The organism is Sporolactobacillus laevolacticus DSM 442, from assembly GCF_000497245.1.
In the GTDB taxonomy this organism is placed as follows: domain Bacteria; phylum Bacillota; class Bacilli; order Bacillales; family Sporolactobacillaceae; genus Sporolactobacillus; species Sporolactobacillus laevolacticus.
Window position 1 is genome coordinate 155,442 of sequence record NZ_AWTC01000002.1, and the last position, 20,680, is coordinate 176,121.

Sequence of the window (20,680 nt, forward strand, 5' to 3'; positions counted from 1 at the left end):
TCTTGATTGATCATGCGAATTCAGTCAAGCTGCATATCCGCATAATCATGGCGAACCGTTTCCGCACAATGCGCACATAACTTAGGATGTTCAGTATCCTCGCCGACGCTTGGCAGGACAGCCCAGCAGCGTTCACATTTTTCACCTTCAGCTTGAGCGACTGCGACCGCAATGTTCGTATATTGATCAGCTGCTTCAGGAACATCATTTCCTTCAGCAACCGTTACCTGGGATACGATCAACAACTTATCAAGATCCTGTGTGTTCTTCAAAAACGCGGTCTCCGCTGTTACATAGAGCGTTACCGATGCTTCAAGCGATTTTCCAATGAGCTTGGCATCACGTGCTTTTTCCAGCGATTTCAGAACATCATCACGCACAGTGATGAGTGCTGCCCATTTCTTTTCGATCTGTTCCGAATCAGATACCTGTTCAAGTTCAGGCATATCGGTCAATTGAACATAGGTGGAAATTTGTTCTGTGCCAGGAATATGCTGCCAGATTTCTTCTGCGGTATGTGGGATGATTGGCGAAAGAATCTTTGTCAAAGCGATTACCGTCTTATACAAAACAGTTTGTGCAGAACGGCGAACAAGCGAGTCTTTCGGCTGGACATAGAGCGCGTCTTTGGCAATATCCATATAAAATGCACTCAAATCGAGTGAGCAATAATTCTGCAGCGCTTTGTAAACATTCAAGAACTGGTAATCATTATACCCATTCAGACAAGTATCAATGAATTGGTTCAATTTTACCATCATATATTGTTCAAGTTCAGGCATATTTTCTGTTGGAACAGCATTATCTAATGTAAAATCATTAAGGTTGCCAAGCATAAAGCGAACGGTATTACGGATCTTGCGATACACTTCTGCAACCTGTCCCAGAATTTCATTTGATACTCTTGCGTCTGCCTGATAATCAACCGATGCGACCCACAAACGGATGATGTCGGCACCGTATTGCTGCATGACTTTCATCGGATCGATGACGTTTCCGACTGACTTACTCATTTTCAAGCCTTTTCCATCGAGTGTGAAACCGTGACTGAGCACTTGCTTGTATGGAGCGTGGCCAGTAACAGCAACAGACGTTGCTAGTGATGAATTGAACCAGCCGCGGTACTGATCTGAGCCTTCGAGATACAGATCCGCTGGGCGTCGCAAACCTTCCCGAGTGGTCAAGACTCCTTGATGAGATGAACCTGAGTCAAACCAAACATCCATGATGTCTGTTTCTTTTCTGAAAACGCCGTTCGGGCTGTGTTCGGAAGTAAAGCCTTCTGGAAGCAATTCTTTAGCTTCCCATTGGAACCAAATGTTTGATCCATGTTTACGGAACAGATCAGCGACATGCTGAATCGTTTCATCCGTTATGATCGGTTCACCATCTTCGCCATAAAATACGGGAATCGGGACGCCCCAGGCACGCTGACGAGAAATACACCAGTCTTCACGGTCCTTGATCATGTTTGTCATACGCACATCGCCCCATGATGGAATCCAGCGCACTTCATGGATTGCGTTCAGAATATCATCACGAAACGCTTTGATGGAGGCAAACCATTGTTTGGTTGCCCGCCAGATGACCGGCTTCTTCGTTCTCCAGTCATGTGGATATGAGTGAGTGAACGTGCCGGCTTTCAACAAGGCATGTTCTTCTTCAAGCTTTTTGATGACCGGTTCATTTGCTTTTTCATAAAATAAGCCTTCAAATCCCGGAGCTTCATCGGTCATACAGCCGCGATCATCGACTGGACAAAGGATATCTAAGCCGTACTTTTTGCCGACATAAAAGTCATCGGCACCAAAACCAGGTGCTGTATGCACGCAGCCGGTTCCGGCATCTAATGTAACATGATCGCCAAGAATTACAACAGATGGGCGATTGTAGAACGGGTGACGGCAAACCACATGTTCCAGAGATTTACCATTGAAAGTGCGCAGTACTTGCGGATCTTCCCATCCTAACGTTTTGGTTAGTGATTCAACCAAATCAGCAGCCACAACGAATTTGCGATCCCCCACCTGAACCACACTATAATCAAACTTTGAATTCACTGCAATGGCCAAGTTTGCCGGCATCGTCCATGGGGTTGTTGTCCAGATCACGACTTCTTCATCCGGATTCAGCACATCTTTTCCATCAGTGACATGAAATGCAACGTAAATTGAGTAGGATTTTACATCCTTGTATTCAATTTCGGCTTCAGCTAATGCTGATTCGGAAGATGGAGACCAATAAACCGTTTTTTTGTCTTTATAGATATAACCCTTCTTCGCCATCTCGCCGAAAACTTCAATTTGTTCTGCTTCATACTCTTTATGGAGTGTCAGATAAGGGTGATCCCAGTCTCCGCGAACACCTAACCGTTTAAATTGCTTTTTCTGATGTTCTACCTGTCCAAGTGCATATTCTTTGCATTTTTCGCGGAGATCAGCGACGGACATCTTTTTACGATCAATCCCTTGTTTCGCCAGCTGTTGTTCAATAGGCAGCCCATGAGTATCCCATCCAGGCACGTAAGGTACTTGGTAGCCACTCATCGATTTAAATCGATTAATAATATCCTTTAACACCTTGTTTTCAGCATGGCCAATATGAATATTTCCGTTCGCATAGGGAGGGCCATCGTGAAGAATAAAGGTTGGTTTCCCTTCGTTCGCTTTTAATGATTGCTCATAAATATGGTCTTGATCCCACTGTTCCTGCATGTGTGGCTCTTTGTTGGGAAGACTACCGCGCATCTTGAAATCAGTTTTCGGCATCAATAAAGTCTTCTTATAATCCATTGAAAAACGCCTCCATCATTTCTGTCTGTCAAAATTCACATCAAACACCTATATAAAAAGGTCCTTCCATCCCAAAGGGACGGAAGGACCGCGGTACCACCCTAATAGCAAAAAAATCTGCCACTCAATGTCTTCTTAACGCGAATCAACGTCAGGTATTACTAGCCCGGATTCAATCCGGAACCGTTCACACCCGAACTCAAGGGTGATTTTTCTCGCTGCCGTCCACGCCGGGCTCACACCTCATCCCAGCTCGCTGAGCGACCTTGCAGCGAGTACTTTCCCTATCATAGTATTTAATCGAATATTAATGAAATTTCATAAGGCCGTTAGCAATTATGCAATGTAAATCATTCGCAATTATCGCTATATCGTGCGGACATCTTATGTAAGCACAGTATATGCAATTAAAAGCTCCACGTCAAGCTTGTGAGTTGATCATTCCATCATTAAATTCATTTGTCGACGTTTCATTGTCTTTATCCACAGACATGCTCTTCCAGTCATCGCTTTTTAGCAATTCAAGTTGAGCTTCAATCAGCATCTGAAACCGTGTCCGATAAACGTTTGCTTCTTTTTTCAATTCTTCAATATTCAATGTTACTTTACGAGATTTTTCGAGCGCCTCGTTAATGATCCGATCAGCATTTTTCTTCGCTTCCATGACGATCAGCTTGGCTTCTTTGTTCGCATTCTGCTTTACTTCTTCAGCTGTTTCCTGAGCGACAAGAATACTCTTGTTCAATGTCGTCTCAATGTTTGAAAAATGGCTAAGCTTCTCATCCGAATTCTTGATCTTCTGTTCAAGATCTTTTTTTTCACGGATCAGCGTTTCGTAGTCCTTAATGATCTGATCAAGAAAATCGTTGACTTCATCTTCGTCATACCCGCGAAATCCCCGGGAAAAGACTTTATTATGAATATCCAAGGGTGTTAATGGCAACCCGGTCACCTCCAAGTCATTGTACAAACTATACGTTTATTTAAGTTTACCATATTGCACACGGATTTTGTTCTTTTTTGTCAAGCCGCCAGAAGATAAAATTTTGCTTCTTCCAAAGCCTCGGAGCGAAATGCAGTCGCCTTCACAAATTTCAAAATCTCGTTTCTCGACAATCTTCCAGTTAACCTTTGCAAATCCTCTTGAGATCGCTTCTGAAGCCTTTGTCCGTGGCAAGTGATAGATTTCGGAGAGCACAGTGTCCAGCCTTAATGAGGAAACTGTGCCATCATGCTCTTGCCATTCGTCTTCGCTATGTATTAAATCTTGCCGAGTTATCGGAACACAGGTGACAGCCATTCTACCGACAGAGGTTAAATTAAGCATAAAAAAAGATTCCAGTTCTTTTGCACAGACAAATTGAGCACGTCCCTCATTGATCAGTAAATCGCCGAGTTTATCTCTTGAAACACCTGTCCCGATCAACGCCCCAAGAAGTTCAGGGTGTGAAACGGAACCGAATTTTGCCGGATATTGCACTTCTAAATATGAAAGCTGGAATGAATTCTCTTCCTCTTCAAAATAAGACGGGAGAAGCAACGCCCGCTCCCGTTCGGCATGCTCATAGCCGCCTGATGCAGACAGATGGATCTCCTCTTCTCCTCCAATGACTGATTTCAAAATGGTTTGCTGCCGGGGGTCAAGAAAATCAGTCAGTTTCGGTGTATAATGATCGATCACCTGATCTTTCAAATCAAGAAAATGATCAATAAGAGACCGCTCTTCAGGCCGAAAATGTTCATAAATGGACACGATTTATTACCTCATCAAAAGAGATATTCCAAGTAAAAGATACCCCGAGTTGCAAGTTGCAGCACAAAAAAAGCGATAATCGGCGAGATATCAATTACTCCGCCGATTGGCGGAACGATTCTTCGAAACGGCGACAGAAACGGTTCGCATACTCTCGCAAAAAGCTGACCTATCGAAGAGTCCTGTACGCTTGGCACCCAAGACATCAGAATGTATATAATCAAGATCCATGAATAAATCTGTATGGCTTCTGCTAATAAAGAAAAAATACTCAACTGATTCACCTCAATATAGTTAATCTTCCGGCCAAGTGCTTATCATTCCTGAAATATCGACTTGTTCAGGAGCGAAGAGAAATGTGTTTTTCCCGATTTTACGAATTTGACCATTTAACGCAAAAGCTGTTCCGCCGATGAAATCAAGAATTCTCTGCCCCTGATCCTTGTCAGTTCCTTGAAGGCTGCAGATAATGGTCTGCTTATTTTTCAGATAGCCGACGATTTCCTCTACTTCTTCAAAACGTTTTGGCTCAACAAGAACCACTTTATTCTGTTGATGAATATTCTGAATGGCAACAATTCTGCCATTCTTTTCAAGTTTGCGCTTTTCTTGTGCTGGTTTCCGCTCCTCCGATCCATACGCTGCTGTTAATTCTTCCTCTGGGCTGTCCACTGTCTCTTCAAGATCAAAGAATCGTTTAAATGTGCCTTTTAAACCCATGATTCCTTTCTCCTTTCATTCATTGCCAACGAGTGAAGTGCCAATTCTCACAAAAGTTGCGCCTTCTTCAACAGCAATCTCATAATCGTGTGACATCCCCATTGAAAGTTCTGAGCAAGGGGCGTAGATGATCTTACGGTCGCGGATACGATCCCGTAATATTCGTAACCGGTGAAAAACCTGGCGAATAACATCAGAGTCTTCTGTATTAGGCGCCATGGTCATTAAGCCAACAACTTGAAGATGATCAAATTCGGCAAGTTTGTCGATAAAATCATCCAGTTCTGCCTCAGTAATGCCATGTTTCGACTCTTCACCAGAGATATTCATTTCGACAAAACATTTTAATTTTCCTTCTGTAATCCGTTTATTTAATTCATTTGCAAGTTTCAAACGGTCAAGTGCGTGAAAATAGTCTACTTTTCCAACAATTTCTTTCACTTTTCGGGTTTGCAGTGTGCCAATTAAATGCCAGGTGACTCGATCATCATGAATGGTCTCCTGTTTTTCAAGCAAGCCTTCTTTGCGGTTTTCCGCAAGATGTAAAACCCCGCTGTCAACCGCTTCCTGTGCACGCTCATTACTGACATACTTTGTGACGGCAATAACCGTAACATCTTCCGGCCGGCGTCCGGAGCGCTCGCAGGCCTTTTCAATCTTTGATTTCACTTGGCAAAGATTTTCCGCAACTTTCACAATTCATTAGTCTCCTTTACTTCATCCCAATAAATCCCATCATCCGTCCGGTTTTCCCATGGCCGTGCCTGAAAGAAAAAAACAAATCAGGACGCGCGTACGTACTGTATCCGGTCATATGAATTTGCCGTTCGGGAACGCCGCTAGCGATCAGAATTTCCCGGTTCAACAGCCTCAGGTTGAGAAGATAATGGCCATTTCCGTGATCGATAACCGATTTTTCCCACAAAGCTTGATCAAGTTTGCTGACTTCATCGATTACTTTTTGGTCAACCTCATAATCTTCTCCGCCAATTGATGGTCCAATCACTACATTGAGTGATTCTGGCAAAAAGCCAAGTTGCTGGCTCATCATTTTTGCCATTTGTGCTGCGCCGCCTCCTACAGTACCTCGCCATCCGGCATGCATGATTGCAACTGCATCAGGTTCAGAAGTCCAATAAAAAATTGGGACACAATCGGCAAAGCAAAGGGCAAGCAGCAATCCAGATTCAGTCGTGAACAAACCGTCAACGCCCTTGATCGTCGAATCAAGATTCTCGCTGCCCGCACCTGCTTGATCTCTGGTCACACGTGCGACTTTCGTGCCGTGAACTTGCTCAGCGCATACCCAAGAATCTAGCGGACAGGCAAGTCGATCTGCAATAAGGCGACGATTCGCCAAGACATGATCCGGATCATCGCCGACATGAAGACCTAAATTCATTGAAGAAAAGGGAGCTTGGCTTGTTCCCTCAGTTCGCAAGGTCATCCCCGAATATACTTCGTGGGTTGGGGTTTTAACAGTCTTCATCATCAGCAATGGGCCGTTTCGTAATGAAAAGGGTTCACTCAACATTCTTCCTCCTCTCATTATCAAAATGACCGAGTCTTTTTCTTTTTATTTTACCATAATCAGTGAAAAAACTCTTTAAATGTTTATTCTTCGCTTTTTATCGTCGAATTGTGTTCTGTATAAAAACGAACTAGAATTACATCTGCTCCGATACGAACAATATTGTTCCAAGGAACGACGATGTCATTCTCCTTTCCAAAAAGGCCCATGATTTTTCCTGTACCCGGTATGATCAAATTATCAATTTTTCCCGAAGATAAGTTCACATCAAGGTCTCCGATATGTCCCAACCTTTTCCCATTTTCAACATTGACCACTTCTTTTGCTTGAAAATCTGAAATTCTCGGCATCAATGCCCCTCCTCTCACTGTCCCTAATATATATGGGCAATTAGCGGCATTGAGAAGTAAAAAATGCACCAGTTCATTGCCTAGGAAATAGATCAGCGTCATAAAGGGTCTGTCAATGTTCTGACACCTTCTGCATTCTTTTCAGGCATGCAGAAAAAAACGCTTGCTGACGCAAGCGTTACGGACCGATTTCCTGATTCATCTCTTTAATGGCCATTTTCTCAAGCCGTGAAACTTGAGCTTGTGAAATACCAATCTCCTGAGCGACTTCCATTTGCGTTTTTCCATAAAAAAAGCGCATGGCGACAATTCGCTTTTCACGATCATGGAGTTTGCTCATCGCTTCCTTCAATGCAATATTATCTACCCACTCTCTGTCTTTATGTTTGTCGTCACTAATCTGATCCATGATAAAGATCGGATCACCGCCGTCGCTATAGATCGGCTCAAATAGAGATACAGGATCCTGAATCGCATCCATGGCGAAAACGACATCCTCAACCGGCAAATCGAGGATCTTAGCAAGTTCTGCCGTCGTCGGCTCAGTCGAATGCTTCGCTATGTAACGCTCCTTTGCCTGAAGCGCTTTATAAGCCATATCCCTTAATGAACGAGACACACGAATTGGGTTGTTATCTCTTAAGTAGCGGCGTATTTCACCAATGATCATTGGAACCGCATAGGTTGAAAAGCGGACATTTTGACTTAAATCGAAATTATCAATGGATTTCATTAATCCGATGCATCCGACTTGAAATAAATCGTCTACAGATTCGCCTCGATGATTGAAGCGTTGAATGACACTGAGGACAAGCCGCAGATTGCCGTTCACAAGCTTTTCTCTTGCTTCAATCTTTCCTGACTGCAATTCTGTGAATAACTGCCGCATTTCTACGTTTGTCAGGACCGGAAGTTTCGATGTGTCCACTCCGCAGATTTCCACTTTGTGCCGTGCCATAAAGGATGACCTCCCATTGTCGAAAACTTGCGTTAGCGGGTTGAAAGAAGAAGGCTTGCCGATCTTGCGAATCCGCAAACATCGACATCTTTTTCAACCTCTGCTATATGGTCAAGTATCTCCGTAGGAAATCATTTTATGCACTGCAAAATCATGGCAAAATGATTGTCGAGTTTGAACACGCGTCACTAAGCCATTTTGCTAAATTCTTTTTTTAGACGTTTAATAATTCGTTTTTCTAACCGTGAAATATACGATTGTGAGATCCCAAGTTCATCGGCAACATCCTTCTGAGTTTTTTCTTTTCCCCCTGCCAATCCAAAGCGTAGGGTCATAATTTCCTTTTCCCGGTCGCTCAGCATCAGCATCGCCTTTTTCAGAAGTGTTCGCTCGACTTTGCGCTCCATATTTTTTGTGGTGACATCATTTTCTGTGCCCAGCACATCGGACAAAAGCAATTCATTGCCATCCCAATCAACATTAAGCGGCTCATCCAGTGAAACTTCTGACCGCGTCCTGCTGTTTCTGCGCAAATACATAAGTATTTCGTTCTCGATGCAGCGCGAAGCATATGTCGCAAGTTTAATCTTTTTTTCGGGGTTAAATGTATTCACTGCTTTTATCAGACCGATGGTTCCGATGCTGATGAGGTCTTCAATATTAATCCGTGTATTGTCAAACTTTCGGGCAATATACACAACAAGACGCAAATTGCGCTCGATCAGGGTTGCCCGTACTTGCTGATCTCCGGATGGAAGTTTTTTCATCAATTCAGCCTCTTCCTCCTTCGACAACGGAGAGGGGAGACCGTCGCTTCCACCGATATAATAAATTTCTTCCGGCTTAACACCTAATTTTACTAGTATCCAATGCCATACTTTCAAAAAAGTGATTTTCATCCCGAGTCAACCTCCTATTTTTTCACATGGTTATGAAGCAGTTTCAATCATTTTTCCATGGAGCAGCATGTCCGGGTGCAAGATACTGCTGAAGTCTCCGGATGAACTCAGTGAATGATCAACAAATGCGACAAGCGATTTCGTGCATTCAATCCGCTTGCCCTCATACTTAATAAGCACTTGGTCGGGGCGAACCGCTAGGGTCATTCGGCTTGTTCCGTCAACGGCACGATATGGGACCCAGGCGACACGGTTTTTCCAGTCACCGGTGAGGTTCTCTAAATCAAGTGATCCAGCCGGGGCTTTTTCTGCCTGGAAAAACACTTCCGGCACATTTTCCTGACATACCTCTTTGCTGAGAAACATGACCGGTGCCTGAGTCAGCGGATCAGAGAGTTTATTACCGCTGTCAATCATTGCTTTTGCTTCAATGGTTATATCAGAAAATCGAACAATAACATCAGCGATAGTTGAACTTTGCCATTTCCGCGTAACTGTCTGATCCAGCCGTTTTTTTGAAAAAAACCAGAGCATCGGAAAGCCGATGATAACCGTCATCCAGCTGATTGGATCACCGTAATTCATTGTGTTTAAAAAGCGGTTGCTCGCATAAAATGAACCGTCCTGAAAGAAATAGTGAACAGCGAACAATCCTCCGCCGATTGCAAAAGCAGTGAAATAAAAAGCAGCCAGATTTTGCAAAAAAACAGTGATCCTATGAAAACCAAAAGTGACGAAAATAATAATAACAGAGTAGATCAATTTCCCGATCGGATGATCCACAAGGAAGGCTGCAGGTGTGAAAAGAATGAGTACCACCGCAGAAGCAATCAATGCACCTGACCACAGATGGATCCAGCTGGTTTGGCGTTTAAGCATTAGTGCAGTCAGTTTCAAAAGACATGCGTCAATCAATAGATTAAGTACCCAAACAGCATCCAGATAGACAACCAACGTCTCACCTTCTTCGCGTGTTTAGGATTAGTATACGGGCCATCAGCAGTAAAGTCTGTCATTCTGTGGGCGGAATTTTGCTGTTATTTTGGCTGCTTTTGTCGCAACAGTGAGGATAGGAACACTTTGCTTCTCCACACTTTTTGAGGAGACTCGGAGGCATTTCGGGCTAATCTTTTATAGAACATGAGAAAATAAAAAATCCCGGAAACAGGAGCGTGTCATCCTGTTTCCGGAACTTATTTTCTTGATTCGGATCGTGTAGGGAGAAAATACAGTAGGTGAATCTATTGAAACAAACACGGTTAATCGTTTTTCCTTCTCCGGTTACGAAGAAAGGTTGGAATATCAAGTGTGTCCTCATCATCAACAATAGTACGCGATCTGCGTGCCGGCTGTTGTACCGGGCTAACCGGTTCCTCGCGATGGTGATCGCGTGGTTTCACGCTACTCAGACCTTCAGGATTCTGTCTGCGCCGCGCGAAAAGCTCCTGCTCTACTTGCGCCGCATCAGCAACCTTTTCTTTTTCCTCAAATCCAGTCGCAATAACGGTCACGACGATTTCATCTTCCAATTCTTCTCTGATTACTGATCCAAAGATCATATTGACTTCCTCATCTGCAGCCGTTGCGACGATATCAGCAGCCTCATTCACTTCATACAAGCTAAGATTCGTGCCGCCGGTGATGTTCATAAGCACGCCTTTTGCCCCATCAATGGATTTCTCAAGCAGTGGGCTTGAGATCGCCTTTTTTGCTGCTTCTGCAGCACGATTTTCTCCTGAGGCAACACCAATCGCCATTAATGCAGAGCCGCCTTCGGTCATGATTGTTTTCACATCAGCGAAATCCAAGTTGATCAGGCCGGGAACAGAGATCAGATCCGATATACCTTGGACACCTTGGCGAAGCACATTGTCAGCTTCCCGGAAGGCATCAAGCATTGGGGTGTTCTTGTCAACAATCTCTAACAGCCGATCATTAGGAATAACGATCAGTGTATCCACTTTTTCCTTAAGATTGCCGATTCCGCTTTGCGCCTGCTTAGCGCGTTTTCTACCTTCAAACGTGAAAGGACGTGTAACAACACCAACGGTCAATGCGCCAACTTCTTTTGCAACCTCAGCAATAACTGGAGCAGCTCCGGTGCCTGTTCCGCCGCCCATTCCGGCAGTCACAAAGACCATGTCGGCTCCTTTCAAAATTTCCTCTACTTGATCATGGCTTTCTTCCGCCGCTTTTTTCCCAACTTCTGGATTTGCGCCTGCACCTAAACCGCGAGTCAGCTTTTCCCCAAGCTGCAGCTTAACATCCGCCTTAGAAAGCTTGAGTGCCTGAGCATCCGTATTTGCGCAAATAAATTCCACGCCCTGAATGCCGCTTTCGATCATTCTGTTGACTGCGTTATTTCCGCCGCCACCAACGCCAATCACTTTGATTTTGGCTAGATGTTCCATCTCCATATCGTGATCATACATTGTTCATTTCCTCCCATTTAGTCATTCCGCCACCCGATCAATCAAAGAACAGATTAAACCAATTTTTCACTTTTGCTGTAACGCCTTCATGAGGTTTCGGGTTCTGTTTAACTTTTTTCTGTTTATGCTGTTTCTGTACAGCTTCATAACGTTCATGTTCAGGTGCAATAGCCGCTGCGATCTCCTTGCCCTGTATTTTGACGTTGTGATAGGCAAACTGAATTAATCCGATGCAAGCTGTATATTTAGGTTCACGTACGCCGATGTAATCCGGCGCCGCAATTCGAACGCTGGAATTTAGATGGTGAGCCGCAAGATCAACCACGCCAGGCATTGCAGCAACGCCGCCGGTCAGCACAAATCCTCCGGGAAGGTCATAGACACCGATCCTCTGTAATTCTTCGCGAATAATGTCGAACATCTCTTCCATGCGCGCCTGAATAATTTCAGCGAGATCTTCCTGATTTAAAGACTGTTTCTGTGCGCTACCAATTTGTGACACTGAGAATGTATCTTCATCAGATGCCGCACCGAGATAAGCCACACCATGCTTTACTTTCAGCTGCTCGGCTTCGTCCAATGGTATCCGCTGAATAATCGAAATATCTTTTGTGATATGGTTGCCCCCAATCGGCAACTCAAATGTGGAGACTAGAGATCCTTGATCGAATACAGCCACGCTTGTGGATCCGCCTCCGATATCTACCAAAGCAACCCCTAGATTTTTCTCGTCCTCAGACAACGCGACCTCACCTAACGCCAGAGGCTGGAGACAAACGTCTGAGATTGTGAGCCCGGCCCGTTCGACACATCTCAGGAGATTATGCAGCAACGTTTTGGAGCCGGTGATCAATGTCCCTTCCATTTCTAGCCGGACACCGATCATTCCTCTTGGATCATGAATTTCATCTACACCATCAACAATGAACTGTTCTGGAATAACATCGACAATCTCTCTTTCAGGAGGAATGGACATCACTTGAGCCGCATCAATGACTCTGGCAATATCTTCATTTCCAACTTCATGGGTCTCGCCGGATACGGCAACAACGCCGTGGCAACGTCTAAGTTGAATGTGATTGCCGGAAATGCCAACAATCACACTCTTGATATTAATACCGACCATGCGTTCTGCCTGTTCAACCGCGCTTCCAATTGAACGGACGGTAGCATCGATATCTACGATCGAGCCTTTTTTGATCCCGTATGAAACCGCTTCTCCAACGCCAATGACATTTAGACTATCTCCTGTCATCTCACCGATTACGGTTTTTATACTGGACGTGCCGATGTCCAGGCTGACAAAAACATCCTCACTGTTCATTTTGTGGCACCCCCTTTTTCTTGAGTATCTTCGATGAGTTCTCTAGTCAGGGATGTTTGGATCGAGCGAACGACAATTGAATATTTACCATTCTTTTTAAGAATCATTATTTTCAGCCCAACGCTTTCTCTGTTCCTGTTGATAGAAACACACCCTACTGTTTGTATTCTACAAATTGGAACATTTCCCTTTTAAAAGTTTCATTCATAATAAAAACTGACTTATTTCATAAATACATCGTCACTTTTTCAAAAAAATGAATAGACATAAAGACCTATTCAATAAAAAATATCAAAAAAGTGCAATGTAATAAAGATATGTAACTAAATAATAGTCTACACCAACTTGAATAACTAGAAAAGATAAAAGTTAATAGATACGACAAAAGAGTGAAGAGAATTCCAGCTCAGTCATTATTGACCATCCTGTTGATTTGATTCTTGTCCGGCATCACTCGGAATAAAATAAGTACCAACACTTAAATGAACAGTACCGTGTTTTCCTTTTGGCAGATTGGCCGCAATTTCGGGATAGAGTTTGATATTTTGGACAAATGTCCGAGTACTAGCAACCACTTTGTTCCCATCGTTCATATACAGTATCAGATCGTCTCCACTTCCTGATTTTCCTATGTAGTGGATGTCGGAAATATTATGCGTCATTTGTCTTGAGATGGTGTCAAGACCCTCTGCAACATTTTTCAAGGCGGCAGACTTCGAGAAACCAAATAGAACAGGCGCATCCACAGGCATCTTGCCTTTCTGAAGTTTGCTTAAGATCGCACCATTTTGCAAAATCGGATAATAATTTCCATTTTTCTGGAGATAGGCCTTGCGGTCATACTCTTTAATTTTGATCAGGACTTGATTTGGAAACTTTTTTTCTACGGTCGCTGACTGAACCGTTGGGAGACTCTCAATCTTTTTCTCAACTGCCTTCTTCCTTATGTCCCATATATGAGTTTTATTCGAAATACCACTTGTTTTTATGACTTTAACGCCACTCACAATTTGTTCGCCTTTCACTGTAACTGAGTGTACTTTGCTTAACGGCGATTGAAAATAGACGACCACAAGAATCAGGAGGAAAAAGACGGATGCATAAAAAGCAAAGCGGCGATTAGCTTTCTGTTTCCGTTCCTTCTTCAATTGGGGCAGGCGGTCTTCCAGTGCGACAACTTTTTTCCTGTCCATTCTGTTCTCCTCCTCAAACGGTGTGTTCATGACACATGATGTGAATTATCCAAGCAATGACTAAGCCGTAAATTTTAGTTTTGTCGGATCATCTGATCACGACTTCGCCCTTCAAGAGCTTTTTTCCATAACCGACCCACTCTATTGTATTTTCTTTTCCAAAAAACAGCAAACCCTGTTTTCATAAAACAGGGTTTGCTAAAGTATTATGATTACCTCGAGAAATAGCAGTGATCAAGCGTTTTTGCTGACATTAAGCAAAATGCCGATTGACACGAGCATCAACGTTAATGAAGAACCTCCATAGCTAAGAAATGGCAGCGTGATGCCTGTGACAGGGATCAAGCCGGTCACAACAGCAATATTAATCATAATCTGGATCGCAATCATGCCTGTAATGCCCACAGCTAGAAGCGTACCGAATAGATCTGGAGCCTTTATTGCAATTAAGATTCCCCGCCATAACAGAAGACAAAAAAGTAGTAAAACCATTGCCGCGCCGATAAAGCCAAGTTCTTCAGCAACAATAGAAAAAATAAAATCGGTTTGCGGTTCCGGCAAATACTGATATTTTTGCCTGCTTTGACCAAGCCCAAATCCTAGCAAGCCTCCCGGACCAATCGCAAGCAGTGACTGGATGATTTGAAATCCGCTTCCCTTAGGATCCTGCCAAGGATCAACAAAGGAAGTCAAACGTTTCATTCTGTACGGCGCAGATAAAATTAAACCGACAACGCCAAGCACTCCGATAGCCCCCATGATTGCAAAGTGCTTGATTCGCGCACCTGCGATAAAAATCATGATCAAGCAAGTAAGCACCAGTACCATACCCGTACCTAAATCCGGCTGAAGCATGATCAAGCCGAAAGCAAGCAAAACAGGCATGAAGGAGGGAATGAGCCCTTTTTTGAAAGACGGCAAATTCGATTGATGCTCCGAAAGGTATTTAGCCAGAAACAAGATGAGTGCCACCTTCATAAATTCAGAAGGCTGAATTGAAAAGGCACCGACACCCAGCCAGCTGCTTGCCCCCCCGCGTACGAGTCCAACACCCGGTATTAAAACAAGAGCGAGCAGAACATAACAGCCTGCCAAACCTATTTTCGCCCAGGATCTCCAAAAATGGTAATCAATTCGCATGACCGCGAACATAAGACCAACACCGACAGCAGCAAACAGCAGCTGCCTTTTCAGAAAGTACAGCGAATCGCCGAAACGATTGGCGGCTAAAACCGCGCTTGCGCTATACACCATCATTAGGCCGATCGCGAGCAACACAAATGTGGTCACAAGTAAGAAGAGGTCTGGTGACTGACGATACTTGCGCATATGCAACACTCCGTTCAGATCAGGGACCTGATTCGCCGGAATGAAACGCCAACCGGCCTGTCCCCTTATCTAAACTTATTCACTTCCGTGATAAAAATGTCACCACGCTGTTCAAAAGATTCATATTGATCCCAGCTTGCACAAGCCGGAGAAAGAAGAATCACATCGCCTGGCTGTGACAAAGCGAATGCCTCAGGTACAGCCGCCTCAACGTTTTCAACTTCCTTGATAACCGGGATTCCAGCCTTTTTGCAAGCATCCAGCAGCTTCTTTTGCGTTTGTCCAAAGAGAAGCACCGCTTTTATCGGAGCCTTTTTCAAATCAGGGATCAATGCATCAAAAGTATTTCCACGATCAAGTCCTCCGGCTAGAAGCACTATTTCCTTGCCAGGAAACGCGTGCAACGCTTTTGAAGTCGCAATAATATTCGTTGCTTTCGAATCATTGTACACGGTCCGCCCTTGTACAACATCCACGTATTCAAGACGATGGCGGGCTCCTTTGAAAGTACGGAGCACTTGTGCGATGTACTTCACCGGAACACCATACACTCCTGCTGCAGCAACAGCAGCCAACGCATTCGACAGGTTATGATCACCCGGCAAGCCCATCTCATCGCACTTCATGATCGGCTCATCTTTAAAATAAATCGTGCCTTCTGATACGTATGCGCCGTTCTCTACTCTTCCCTTTAAAGAAAATGGAACCTTCTCTGCTTTGCTGCTCTCTGCAATAAAATGGACAACTCTTTCACTGTCAGCATTATAGACAAGCGCATCTGATGCCGTCTGATTGGCTGTAATGTGAGCCTTTGCTTCCGCATAATTCTCAACTGTTCCGTGATAATCAAGATGGTGATCAAAAATATTCAGGACAACTGCGACATGCGGGTGAAATTGTCTCGTCCCAAGTAATTGGAAACTCGAAAGTTCAGCGACGATCACATTACGCTCCGTAGCTTTCTGCACAACCGATGTTAGTGCTGTACCGATGTTTCCGGCGACAATCGGTTGATAAGCTGAACCCTTCATCATTTCGCCAATAAGCATCGTCGTAGTCGTTTTTCCATTTGAGCCGGTGACCCCAATGAATGGTGCTTCGGATAAGCGTCCGGCGATCTCCACTTCAGTCACTACAGGCACATCGAGTTCAAGCGCTTTTTTAATAAGCGGATTCTTATATGGAATACCTGGGTTTTTGATCATTAATTTAACACTGCTGTCAATCAAATCAAGCGGGTGCCCGCCGTCCACAACTTTCACGCCGATTGCTGCAAGGTCCGCCGCATGCGTATTGCTGCTCAAGTCGCGTTGATCGTTAACGGTCACATCCGCGCCCAGACTCATCATCAATTTTGCTGCCGCATAGCCGCTTTTCGCCAAACCTAGAACAAGCACTTTCTGATTCGCAAAGTCATTCAGCGTTTTCAAATTACAATCCCTACTTTCAGATAAATTCCAAGAACAGCCAGCGTCAGGCCAACAAGCCAGAACACAGTAACCACTTTCCATTCCGACCAACCTGACAATTCAAAATGATGATGGATCGGACTCATCTTAAAGACCCGTCGGCCTGTCGTTTTAAAAGAAATGACTTGAATAATAACAGACAATGTTTCGATTGCAAATACTCCGCCGATAACTGCGAGCAATATCTCTGTATTCGTAAGGATGGCCATACCGGCAAGTGCTCCGCCTATAGCAAGCGAGCCGGTATCGCCCATGAACACACGCGCAGGATGAGCGTTAAAAATCAAAAAGCCGAGCAACGCGCCAAGCATGACGGTTGCAAAAACAGCCACACCGAGATTCATGGCAAACCAAGCGATCACCGCATATGCAGCAAAGGCAATCACCGAAAGTCCGGACAGCAACCCATCCATTCCATCTGTAAGGTTCGTTGCATTCGGTACACCGATCAAGAGAAAAACCACGAACAATGGATAGAACCAGTGCAGATTAACCATAAAATTTGTACCTGGGAACGAAAGATAGGTCGAATAATCATAGCGAGTCATGATGATCCAAAAAACAATTGAAATGATCAGCTGGCCCGCAATCTTCTGTTTTGAGGTCAATCCCATATTTCGTTTCATAGATATTTTTATAAAATCATCAAGTAGGCCAATAAGGCCAAAACCTAAGGTAACAAAGAGAAGCATGTAGGTGTCCTGCGTGGTCATATGATACTTCAGCGCCATCACAAGAATGCCTGCAACCAAGCCGATCAGAAAGATCACACCGCCCATTGTCGGTGTTCCCGCTTTTTTCTGGTGACTTTTTGGTCCTTCCTCACGGATATACTGTCCGAAATGCAGTCTCCGCAAAAGTGGAATGAAAAAAGGCGCAAATACCAGTGTCACAAGAAAAGAAATGGCTAAGCCAAATAATAAAGTCAATGTCATGAATCCTTTCGCTCCTTTAATTTCAAGGCCTAAAGTTTAACGATACGATTAACTACTAAACTCACATTCAATATCATGCTTTATGATTCAAAGATTATTTAGCACAAAGTTTGCCTGAAAGTTCTTCTAGCGCGAGGAGCCTCGACGCTTTGAACAACATTACAGCATCTTCACTCAACAGTGATTCAAGATAGGGTTGAGCTTCCGCTTTTGTCGGAAATGAGCGGACCTCTAAGTTGACACCGCCGTTTTCACGAAGTCCATCGGCAATCCATGCACCTTTTTCGCCGATGGTCACGACATGGGTCAGCGGCGCTCCTAGAGCAGCGGCTACACTTTTATGCAGCGCCTCTTCATCTTTTCCTAGCTCATACATATCGCCTAGAACTGCTATCCGCTTCTTAAACCCCGGCAATGTCTTTAAGGTTTCTAACGAGGCTTTCATCGATGTCGGGCTTGCATTGTAGCAGTCATTAATCAGTACAGAGCCGTTTAGCCCATCAACTCTTTCAAAACGCAATTTTGTTAGGCTTAGCTTTTCCAATCCTATTCGGATTTTCTCCATATCCATTCCCAGGATCCGTGCCGCTGCGAAACTGAGCACTGCGTTTTTCACATTATGCCTGCCAAGTACAGGAACATTAAATGTTTCCTTCTGTTTGTTCAGTGAGAAACTGCTTCCGGACACAGATTCAACAATATCTGTGATTCGCCAGTTGTTCCCGTTGCTGAATCCGCAGCGCACAATCTGAAAAGCATAGGTCTGAATGTCAGCAAGAAGCGGCTCATCGCCATCCAGGATCAAAGTCCCTCGTTTTCTGAGCCCGTTCACAATTTCGAGTTTTGCCTTCGCAATTCCTTCTCTGCTGCCAAGATATTCGATATGCGACTCGCCAATATTTGTGATTATCGCGATATCCGGTTTTGCCATTTGGCTCAGAAAGGTAAGTTCACCAAAATGATTCATACCCATTTCCAGAACAAGCACTTCCGTATCCTTTGGCATTGATAGTATTGTGAGCGGTACACCGATATGGTTATTAAAATTACCCTGTGTTTTATATGTCCTGAATGACTGATGAAGAATCCCGTAAAGCATATCTTTCGTCGTTGTTTTTCCATTTGATCCTGTCACTGCAATGATTTTCGGACGGGTTTGATTAAGATAGCTTTTTGCCATGCTTTGTATTGCCGACAGTGTGTCACGAACAAAAAACAACGGAAAACCTTGCGGAAGATGTTCCGGAAGCGGTTCTCGTTCCATCCAGATCGCCGCTACTGCCCCATGTTCAATCGCCTGTTCCAAATAATGGTGACCATTGAAGTGTTCCCCTACCAGAGGTACAAAGAGACCGTCAGCCACTATTTTGCGACTGTCCGGCATCAAATTCAGGCGGTCTAAATGTCCGGCATCGCCAATCGTCTGAATCGCCTGACCCCTGACTATATCTACTCCAATACTCATCTGTTACTCTCCCTTTTGCGAACAGCATTAAACTGTCCGTTCATTTATTCAGTCGCGCTACAATCGCTGCACGCGCCTCTTCACGGTCATCAAAGTGATGTTTTTTTGTACCGATAATTTGATAATCCTCATGTCCTTTTCCTGCAATCAGCACGATATCTCCTTCTTCAGCATTTTGCATCGCATAGCGAATCGCTTCACGTCGATCGGTGATTTTCATATACGAACGACCTTTAATTCCAGTCTCCATTTCCGCGAGTATCGCTTCCGGATCTTCGGTACGAGGGTTATCCGAAGTAAGTATAGCCAGATCACTCTCATCAACAGCGATCTTCGCCATAATCGGCCTTTTCCCGCGTTCCCGATCACCACCGCATCCCACAATAGCAATGATCCGTTTCTCAGCAAATTCTTTTATCGTGCTCAGTGCATTTTCAAGACTGTCCGGCGTATGCGAATAATCAACGATCACCGTGAAGTTCTGACCAGCGTCTACCGGTTCGAAGCGCCCCGACACTCCTTTAATTTGTTCAACCGTCTTGATCATATCTGTGATACCAATTTTGCTAAGTGAGCACGCTGCAAGTGCTGCAAGAACATTATAAACACTGAACTTGCCGATCAGTTTCATTGAAACCGGATATTTATTTTCGCCGACTTCTAGAATAAATGTTGTTCCTGATGGCGTAATTTGAATGGATGTCGCGTGGTAGTCGGCAAGCTTATTAATGCCATAAGTAATGACATGTGCCGCAGTCATATGTTTATAGACCTCTGAGGCAGGATCATCAACGTTCAAAACGGCCGCCTTTATCTCGTCGTTTCTATAACTATTGCCCAGCTGAGAGAAAAGGAGGCTTTTTGCATACATATAATCCTTCATCGTTCCATGCAGATCCAAATGATCTTCAGTCAGATTCGTAAAGATACCAACGTTAAAATCACATCCATGAACTCTTCCATCATAAAGCGCGTTAGAGGATGTCTCCATGACTACCGATCCCGCGCCGTTATTTTTCATGTCAGCAAGATTCTTGTGTATCAAGTGCACTTCAGGCGTTGTGTTTTGAACTGGTATATATTTATTTTTATAGCGCATGCCCATTGTTCCGATTAATCCAGTATTAATGCCTGCGGCTTCTTGTATCGATTGCACAAGATACGTGATCGTTGTTTTCCCATTGGTGCCTGTAACGCCGATCAGATGGAGATTATGGCTTGGAAACCCGTAAAAACGATCAGCAATCATCGCAAGTGCTCTGTGTGTGTCATTAACGTAAATGACAGGAACCGAAACATCAATGGGATCTTGAGCGACAATTGCAGCTGCGCCACGTTCTTCCGCCTGAACTGCAAAAAGATGACCATCAACATGATGTCCCTTTATGCAAAAAAACAAGGATCCCGGTTTTACTTGCCGAGAATCGATGGTGATCTCGCTGATATCTGGATCTCCCATATTTTTTTGTCGAAAATCAGCGAGTGCCTTTAGGCAATCCGCAAGTTTCATTCCTTGACACGTCCCTCATC

The 20,680-nt window shown here is 44.2% G+C and carries 19 protein-coding genes and 1 other annotated feature; all 19 genes read right to left on the bottom strand.

Annotated elements, in window-relative coordinates; all coding sequences use genetic code 11:
* Positions 1-20: 20 nt before the first annotated feature.
* Positions 21-2,792, bottom strand: coding sequence for an isoleucine--tRNA ligase (gene ileS / locus P343_RS22450; protein ID WP_023508970.1), 2,772 nt, complete (start codon positions 2,790-2,792; stop codon positions 21-23).
* Positions 2,793-2,864: 72 nt separating this feature from the next.
* Positions 2,865-3,092, bottom strand: a binding site (T-box leader).
* 121 nt (positions 3,093-3,213) lie between these two features.
* Entirely contained in the window at positions 3,214-3,735 is a 522-nt protein-coding gene (locus P343_RS22455; protein WP_023508971.1) for a DivIVA domain-containing protein, read from the bottom strand.
* A gap of 36 nt (positions 3,736-3,771) precedes the next feature.
* Positions 3,772-4,545: a YlmH family RNA-binding protein gene (locus tag P343_RS22460; RefSeq protein ID WP_023508972.1), complete on the bottom strand. Its 774-nt coding sequence runs from the start codon at positions 4,543-4,545 to the stop codon at positions 3,772-3,774.
* Between the two features lie 14 nt (positions 4,546-4,559).
* Positions 4,560-4,820, bottom strand: a complete 261-nt coding sequence (locus tag P343_RS22465) for a YggT family protein (protein WP_023508973.1) — start codon at positions 4,818-4,820, stop codon at positions 4,560-4,562.
* Positions 4,821-4,839: 19 nt separating this feature from the next.
* On the bottom strand, positions 4,840-5,265 hold the full coding sequence (locus P343_RS22470; protein WP_023508974.1) for a cell division protein SepF: 426 nt from the start codon (positions 5,263-5,265) through the stop codon (positions 4,840-4,842).
* Between the two features lie 15 nt (positions 5,266-5,280).
* Positions 5,281-5,961 carry a YggS family pyridoxal phosphate-dependent enzyme gene (locus P343_RS22475; protein ID WP_023508975.1) on the bottom strand — a complete coding sequence of 227 codons (681 nt, stop codon included), beginning with the start codon at positions 5,959-5,961 and terminating at the stop codon, positions 5,281-5,283.
* A gap of 16 nt (positions 5,962-5,977) precedes the next feature.
* The gene (gene pgeF, locus P343_RS0118475) at positions 5,978-6,799 is read right to left on the bottom strand and encodes a peptidoglycan editing factor PgeF (RefSeq protein WP_236620315.1); all 822 of its coding nucleotides are present in this window, start codon (positions 6,797-6,799) and stop codon (positions 5,978-5,980) included.
* 80 nt (positions 6,800-6,879) lie between these two features.
* Positions 6,880-7,146, bottom strand: a complete 267-nt coding sequence (locus P343_RS22480; protein ID WP_023508976.1) for a YlmC/YmxH family sporulation protein — start codon at positions 7,144-7,146, stop codon at positions 6,880-6,882.
* A gap of 178 nt (positions 7,147-7,324) precedes the next feature.
* A complete protein-coding gene (sigG, locus tag P343_RS22485; RefSeq protein ID WP_023508977.1) occupies positions 7,325-8,104 on the bottom strand; it encodes an RNA polymerase sporulation sigma factor SigG in 780 nt (259 codons plus the stop codon).
* Between the two features lie 188 nt (positions 8,105-8,292).
* Positions 8,293-9,003, bottom strand: a complete 711-nt coding sequence (gene sigE / locus P343_RS22490; RefSeq protein WP_023508978.1) for an RNA polymerase sporulation sigma factor SigE — start codon at positions 9,001-9,003, stop codon at positions 8,293-8,295.
* Positions 9,004-9,033: 30 nt separating this feature from the next.
* Positions 9,034-9,957, bottom strand: a complete 924-nt coding sequence (spoIIGA, locus tag P343_RS22495; protein ID WP_023508979.1) for a sigma-E processing peptidase SpoIIGA — start codon at positions 9,955-9,957, stop codon at positions 9,034-9,036.
* Positions 9,958-10,262: 305 nt separating this feature from the next.
* Entirely contained in the window at positions 10,263-11,435 is a 1,173-nt protein-coding gene (ftsZ, locus tag P343_RS22500; RefSeq protein WP_023508980.1) for a cell division protein FtsZ, read from the bottom strand.
* 37 nt (positions 11,436-11,472) lie between these two features.
* Complete coding sequence (gene ftsA, locus P343_RS22505; RefSeq protein WP_023508981.1) at positions 11,473-12,759, bottom strand: cell division protein FtsA; 1,287 nt, start codon at positions 12,757-12,759, stop codon at positions 11,473-11,475.
* Between the two features lie 413 nt (positions 12,760-13,172).
* A complete protein-coding gene (locus tag P343_RS22510) occupies positions 13,173-13,952 on the bottom strand; it encodes a cell division protein FtsQ/DivIB (protein ID WP_023508982.1) in 780 nt (259 codons plus the stop codon).
* A 234-nt stretch (positions 13,953-14,186) separates the two neighbouring features.
* Entirely contained in the window at positions 14,187-15,281 is a 1,095-nt protein-coding gene (spoVE, locus tag P343_RS22515; protein WP_023508983.1) for a stage V sporulation protein E, read from the bottom strand.
* Positions 15,282-15,346: 65 nt separating this feature from the next.
* Positions 15,347-16,711 carry a UDP-N-acetylmuramoyl-L-alanine--D-glutamate ligase gene (gene murD, locus P343_RS22520; protein ID WP_023508984.1) on the bottom strand — a complete coding sequence of 455 codons (1,365 nt, stop codon included), beginning with the start codon at positions 16,709-16,711 and terminating at the stop codon, positions 15,347-15,349.
* Complete coding sequence (gene mraY, locus P343_RS22525) at positions 16,708-17,685, bottom strand: phospho-N-acetylmuramoyl-pentapeptide-transferase (protein ID WP_023508985.1); 978 nt, start codon at positions 17,683-17,685, stop codon at positions 16,708-16,710. Before mraY ends, murD begins: the two co-directional genes overlap by 4 nt.
* A gap of 94 nt (positions 17,686-17,779) precedes the next feature.
* Positions 17,780-19,150, bottom strand: coding sequence for a UDP-N-acetylmuramoyl-tripeptide--D-alanyl-D-alanine ligase (locus P343_RS22530; RefSeq protein ID WP_023508986.1), 1,371 nt, complete (start codon positions 19,148-19,150; stop codon positions 17,780-17,782).
* A 40-nt stretch (positions 19,151-19,190) separates the two neighbouring features.
* Positions 19,191-20,660: a UDP-N-acetylmuramoyl-L-alanyl-D-glutamate--2,6-diaminopimelate ligase gene (locus P343_RS22535; RefSeq protein ID WP_023508987.1), complete on the bottom strand. Its 1,470-nt coding sequence runs from the start codon at positions 20,658-20,660 to the stop codon at positions 19,191-19,193.
* Positions 20,661-20,680: the final 20 nt, after the last annotated feature.